The organism is Oscillochloris sp. ZM17-4 (assembly GCF_019599295.1).
In the GTDB taxonomy this organism is placed as follows: Bacteria; Chloroflexota; Chloroflexia; order Chloroflexales; family Chloroflexaceae; genus Oscillochloris.
Map to the genome: position 1 here is coordinate 1 of NZ_JAIEWN010000105.1, position 5,879 is coordinate 5,879.

Here is a 5,879-nt window from a genome sequence, read left to right on the forward strand (position 1 = left end):
ACGTCGATCGCGTCGCCGTTCTCGGCGTGGACCATGATCAGCAGCTTGTGCGCGGCGGCCTGCTGCATGGCCTTAAACAGGGTCGTGTCGTCCACCTGGAGCGCGCCCTTGTAGGCCATGAACAGCTTCATGCTGGTGGCCCCGTAGGCGACGGTGTGCTGCATCTCCTCCAGCACCTCGTCGCGCAGGTCGGTGATCGCCACGTGGAAGCCGTAGTCGATCGCCGCCTTGCCCTTCGCCTTACCGTGCCAGATGTCCAGGGTCTCGCGCAGCGAGGCCCCCTTGGGCTGGATGGCGAAGTCGATATGCATGGTGGTGCCGCCGAAGGCCGCCGCCCGGTGCCCGGTGAAGAAGTCGTCGGACGAGGTGGTGCCGCCGAAGGGCATGTCGAGGTGGGTGTGGACGTCGATCCCGCCGGGGATGACGTAGGCCCCGCCGGCGTCGATCGTGCTGTCGCCGCTCAGGCCGGAGCCCACGGCGACGATCTTCTCGCCATCGATCAGCACATCGGCCGTAAAGGTGTCGCCCGCCGTGACGACGGTGCCGCCCGTGATCAGTGTGGACATCGCAAGCTCCTTTGCTGTCACCTACCGGTGGGGTATGGGGCGGCGAAGCCGCCCCATATTATTTTTAGTTGGGTATTTGGCGGCGAAGCCGCCAAATACCCAACTAAAAGCAGGTTGGGGCCGCAGGCCCCAGCCTCCTACACAAACGCCGGCACGATCTCGCGGCCGTAGACCTCTAGGCACTGCTCCTCGTCGCCCGACATCAGGTAGATGTTGAACTGCGTCACCCCGGCGTCGGCCAGCTCGCGCAGGCGGCGCCGCTGCTCCGCGACCGGGCCGACGATGCAGAAGCGGTCGACCACCTCGTCGCTGACGAAGGCGGCGTTGCTGCTGCCCACCTCGGCGTGCTTCTGGTAGTCGTAGCTCTCGCGGCCGCGCACGTAGGCGGTCAGCTCGGGCGGCAGCTGGGCCTGGTCGTAGCGGGCGATCAGGTCCACCACGTGGTTCGCGACGAGGGCCGGGAACCAGCGCACCTTGTCGCGGGCGGCGGGCAGGTCGTCGGAGACCCAGACCGGCGCGGCGGCCATGACCCTGATGCTGGATGGGTCGCGGCCGGCCTGGCGGGCGCCCTCGTGGACGAAGGTCAGGAACCAGCGGATGAGCGCCGGGTCGGCCAGCTGGAGGATGACCCCGTCGGCGATGCGGCCGGCCATCGTGAGCACCTTGGGGCCGTAGCCGGCCAGCCAGATCGGCAGCGGGGCCGACGAGACCGCCCAGGGCATATGGACATCCTGGTCATCGTGCTGGATGGCGACGCCGGTGGCCAGGGCCTTGATCTTCAGCGTGGCCTCCTCAAGGTCGCCGAGGGTGGTCGGGCGCTTGCCGAGCACGCGCCGCGAGCTGTCGCCCCGGCCGATGCCGAGGTCCATGCGGCCGCCGGAGATCAGGTTCAGGGTGGCCAGCGTGCTGGCGGTGACGGTGATGTCGCGCACGGCGGGGTTGGTGACGCAGGTGCCCAGGCGCATGCGCTCGGTGGCGTTGGCCATGAGCGTCAGCATGGGGTAGGGCTCCTGCCAGAGCACGTGGGAGTCGAACACCCACCCGTAGCCGAAGCCGGCGGCCTCGGCCTGCTTGGTCAGGGCCACGCTGCGGTCGGGCAGCATGTCGAGCTTGAGGGTGATGCCGAATTCCATGAGTACCTCCTGACACAATGTAAGGGCGCAGCAGCGCAGCGCTGCTGCGCCCTTACGGGAGCCTGTCACCGGTCACTACTTCGTCGCCATATCCCAGATCTCGTGGGTGTAGGCGTCGGGGCTGGCGGCCTGCTTGATCACGCCGAACGAGAGGGCGGTGTCGGCGGCAAACGTGAACAGCTCGGGGGTGAGGTAGCCGATCTTCGTGTTCGGGTCGATCGGGTCGCCCCAGATCAGCTTGTTGACCTCATCCATCTGCCACTTCTGGGCCTCTTTGGTCATCACGCCGCCGCTGTCCTGCTTGAGGACGTAGTCGACGCAGGCGTCGACGTTATCGCGGCAGTAGGCCCAGCCCTTGAAGGAGGCGCGCAGGAAGCGGGCGGCGATGTCCTTGTTCTTGGCGTCGGCGTTGAGCCAGTCGGCGCTGACGAAGATGCCATCCTCGGGCATGGCCGTGCCCTCGGCGTTATAGTCGAGGATGTTCAGCTCGTCGATCGTGTGGCCCGCGCTGAGCACCTGGTAGAGCTCATTGTAGGTCATCGCGGCGGCCGCATCCACCTCCTTGTTCAGCAGCAGGTTCATGTCGAAGGGCTGCTGCACCAGGGTCAGGTCGCTGTCCTTGTTGATGCTGTACTTGCTGAGCGTGGCCAGCAGGTTGTACTCGTTGCCGCCGAACCAGACCGCCACCTTCTTGCCCTTGAAGTCGGCGGGCGAGGTGATGTTGCTCTCCTTCCAGGAGAGCGCGCGCATGCCGGCGCGGGTGTAGACCTGGGCGATGTTCACCAGGGGCGCGCCGGTCTCGCGGGTGGCGAGCAGGCTGGCCATCCAGTCGATGCCGAACTGGGCCTGGCCGCTGGCCACCACCTGCTCGGGCACGATGTCGGGGCCGCCGTTCTGGATGGTGACGTCGAGGTTCTCGTCCTTGTAGTAGCCCTGCTCAAGGGCGGCGAAGTAGCCGGCGAACTGGGCCTGGGCGACCCACTTGAGCTGGAGCGTCACCTTGTCGGGGGTGGCGGCGGCGGCCGGGGCGGCCTCGGTGGCGGCGGCCGGGGCGGCCGGGGCGGCCGGGGCGCCGCCACAGGCGGCCAGGGCGCTGCCGAGCATCATGATCACGGCGAACAGCCCGAGGAATTTGCGCATCTGCACGGGGGTCTCCTTACGCATCACACTGATGTAGAGAGAGCACGGGAACATCGCCGCTTTGGGTGCCTTGAACCTCCTTTCTCCGGATTGCAGATTGCAGATTGCAGATTGCAGATTGACCAGATCAATCTGCAATCTGCAATCTGCAATCTACAATTTCCAGCGCAGGGCGCGCCGCTCGATGGCGACGACCGCCATATAGAAGAGCAGGCCGAAGAGGCAGGCCACGACGATCGCCGACCACGCCTCAGCGGTGCGCAGGATGCCGGCCTGGGTCTTGATATACACGCCGAGGGCGTTCTGCGGGCCGCCGAAGAACTCGGCCACCACCGCGCCGATCATGCTCAGCGAGGCGCAGATGCGCAGGGCGTTGAACAGGAAGGGCAGCGCGGCGGGCACGCGCAGCTTCAGGAAGATGTCGCGCTGGCGGGCGGCGTAGGAGCGCATGAGCAGGAGCGAGTCGGCGCGCGGCGAGCTGAGCCCGCGGTAGACGTTCACCAGGGTCGGGAAGAAGGTCATGATCGCCACGACGCCGACCTTCGAGGCGGGGCTGATGCTGCCGAGCCAGATGCCGAGCAGCGGCGAGAGGGCGATGATCGGCACGGCGCTGGCGGCCACGGAGAGCGGCACCAGCCCGTCGGCGGCCAGGGGCCAGCGCACGCAGGCGGCGGCCACCAGGCAGCCGAGGCCGCAGCCGATCAGGCTGCCCACCAGGGCGTTGCCGAAGGTGGCGAGCCCGATCCCCAGCAGGTAGACCGGCCGCTCCATAAAGGTGGCGACGACCTGGCTCGGCGCGGGCAGCAGGTAGAGCGGGATGTCGAACCCGCGCACCAGCGACTCCCACGCGGCCATCGCCAGGGCGAAGGTGAGAATCGGGGGGAGGAAATGTTGAATTTTGAATGTTGAATGTTGAATGCTGGACATCACTACCCTCGTATTCTACAGCTACTGCTCCACCCCCAGAGGCTCTATTCAGCATTCAACATTATTAATGCTCCCGCAGCCCCTCGCGCACCTCGGTGACGAGGGCGAAGAAGCGCGGGTCCTCGCGCGTCTCGAAGCTGCGCGGGCGGGGCAGGTCGATCGGCACCACCCGCTCGACCCGGCCGGGGCGGGGCGACATCACCACCACCCGGTCGGCCAGGAAGACCGCCTCGGGGATGCTGTGGGTGACGAAGATCACCGTGGTGCGCTGGTCGCCGCCGTCCCAGATACCGAGCAGCTCCAGCTGCATGCGCTCGCGGGTGATCTCGTCGAGGGCGCCGAAGGGCTCGTCCATGAGCAGGATGGCCGGCTCGAAGGAGAGGGCGCGCGCGATGGAGGCGCGCTGCTGCATGCCGCCGGAGAGCTGGTGCGGGTAGGCGTCGCCGAAGTCGCCCAGGCCCACCAGGCGCAGCAGCTCATCGGCGCGGGCGTGGCGCTTGGGGCCGGGCTGGCCCATGATCTCCAGGGGCAGCTCGACATTCTTGCGGATGCTGCGCCACTCGTAGAGCACCGGCGACTGGAAGACGATGCCGTAGTCGCGGTCGAGGCGGGCCTGGTGCGGCGTCTTCCCGCGCACGCGCAGGCCGCCGGCGCTGGGCTGCTCCAGGTCGCCCACCAGGCGCATGAGGGTGCTCTTGCCGCAGCCGCTCGGCCCGATCAGGGCGATGAACTCGCCGTCGGCGATGCTCAGGCTCACGTCGTGCAGCGCGGTGACCGGGCCGCCGCCGCTCTGGTAGATCTTGCTCACCCGGTCGAACTCGATGATTGCGTCGCTCATAGCTCTCAATCCGGTGGGGTGCGGGGGAGGCTTCGCCTCCCCCGCGATCTTTTTGTGTTGAGCTTGGGCGGCGAAGCCGCCCAAGCTCAACACAAAGCGGTCTGGGGCGCAGCCCCAGAGGGCTAGCCCTCGGCGGCGCGGTCGCGGACGACGAGCCGCTCGGCGAGGGCGACCATTCCATAGAAGACCACGCCGACCAGGGCGGCGCCCAGGATGGCGATGTAGAGGGCGGGCGGCCGCGAGTTGTAGAACTGGGCCGAGGTGAGGATCATCACGCCGATGCCCTCGCGGGCGCCGGCGGGCAGCTCGGCCACGATCGCCCCGATCACGCTGGCCGAGGCGGCCACCTTCAGCGACGTGAACAGGTAGGGCAGCGAGGTGGGCATGCGCAGCCGCCAGAAGACCTGGGCCGGGCTCGCCGCGTAGGAGCGCATCAGGTCGAGGCTCATCGGCGAGGGCGCGCGCAGCCCGCGCAGCATGCCGATCGTCACCGGGAAGAATGTCAGGTAGGCGGCGACCATCACCTTGGCGACCCAGGGCGGCGCGCCCATGCGGCCAAAGCCGACGACCACCATCGGCGCGATCGCCAGGATGGGCACCATCTGCGAGCCGATCACATAGGGCATGAGCCCGCGCTCAAGGATCGGCAGCCCCATGAAGATCGCGGCCAGCGCGAAGCCCATGAGGCCGCCGGCCAGGAAGCCGCCGAGGGCCACCCGGAAGGTGGCCCAGGCGTTGAGCAGCGTCTGCACGAGCAGGATGTTGCCGCTGCCGCCCTGGGTGCGCGTGAGCATGGCCTCGACGATCGCCCCGAGGTGGGGCAGCCGCTGGTCGGAGATCCCGAAGGCCAGCTTGCTGGCCTCCCAGAGGATCAGCAGGGCGACCACCGCGCCGACGACGGGCAGCGCGCGCCGAAGGGCGGCGGATACGTATGACGGCGCGGCGGGCACCGGAGATGTGGCCGCCGTCTGGAGTGAGGGGAGAGGCTTCTCGGCCACATGCTCCTCATTGTATAGCGTATCAGGATAAGGTGACGACGAGCCGCTGGAGCGCTGCGGCCAGTGCCCGCAGGCTGCGGTGCCTGTGCGGGCCACATAGGTAGGGGTAGTCCAGGAATACGCGTAGTGTAGCCGGGGGGAAAGGTTTTGTCAAAGGAGATCGCCCCGCCCTACGGCGCCCAGCCAAGCTCGGCGAGGTAGGCCAGATCCCTCTTGTCGAGCTGGCCCTGGGCGAAGGCGCGGGCGAGCATATCGGGGCGGCGGGCCAGGGTGCGGC

6 protein-coding genes and 1 pseudogene are annotated in these 5,879 nt (G+C 68.0%); all 7 read right to left on the reverse strand.

What is annotated here, in order from left to right; translation table 11 throughout:
- On the reverse strand, positions 1 to 566 hold a 566-nt coding region (locus K2Z83_RS27645; protein WP_220598397.1), incomplete at its 3' end, for an amidohydrolase family protein.
- A gap of 137 nt (positions 567 to 703) precedes the next feature.
- On the reverse strand, positions 704 to 1,699 hold the full coding sequence (locus K2Z83_RS27650) for a TIGR03842 family LLM class F420-dependent oxidoreductase (protein WP_220598398.1): 996 nt from the start codon (positions 1,697 to 1,699) through the stop codon (positions 704 to 706).
- Between the two features lie 75 nt (positions 1,700 to 1,774).
- A complete protein-coding gene (locus K2Z83_RS27655) occupies positions 1,775 to 2,839 on the reverse strand; it encodes an ABC transporter substrate-binding protein (protein WP_255604564.1) in 1,065 nt (354 codons plus the stop codon).
- Positions 2,840 to 2,992: 153 nt separating this feature from the next.
- The gene (locus K2Z83_RS27660; RefSeq protein WP_220598400.1) at positions 2,993 to 3,766 is read right to left on the reverse strand and encodes an ABC transporter permease; all 774 of its coding nucleotides are present in this window, start codon (positions 3,764 to 3,766) and stop codon (positions 2,993 to 2,995) included.
- 64 nt (positions 3,767 to 3,830) lie between these two features.
- Positions 3,831 to 4,604, reverse strand: a complete 774-nt coding sequence (locus K2Z83_RS27665) for an ABC transporter ATP-binding protein (RefSeq protein WP_255604563.1) — start codon at positions 4,602 to 4,604, stop codon at positions 3,831 to 3,833.
- 122 nt (positions 4,605 to 4,726) lie between these two features.
- Positions 4,727 to 5,602, reverse strand: coding sequence for an ABC transporter permease (locus K2Z83_RS30300; protein WP_220598401.1), 876 nt, complete (start codon positions 5,600 to 5,602; stop codon positions 4,727 to 4,729).
- 170 nt (positions 5,603 to 5,772) lie between these two features.
- Positions 5,773 to 5,879, reverse strand: a pseudogene (locus tag K2Z83_RS27675) (tRNA (guanosine(37)-N1)-methyltransferase TrmD); the annotation flags it as partial.

Coding starts and splice junctions, on each gene's coding strand:
- K2Z83_RS27650 (WP_220598398.1), bottom strand. CDS start 1,699: ATGGAATTCGGCATCACCCTCAAGCTCGACATGCTGCCCGACCGCAGC.
- K2Z83_RS27655 (WP_255604564.1), bottom strand. CDS start 2,839: ATGCGCAAATTCCTCGGGCTGTTCGCCGTGATCATGATGCTCGGCAGC.
- K2Z83_RS27660 (WP_220598400.1), bottom strand. CDS start 3,766: ATGTCCAGCATTCAACATTCAACATTCAAAATTCAACATTTCCTCCCC.
- K2Z83_RS27665 (WP_255604563.1), bottom strand. CDS start 4,604: ATGAGCGACGCAATCATCGAGTTCGACCGGGTGAGCAAGATCTACCAG.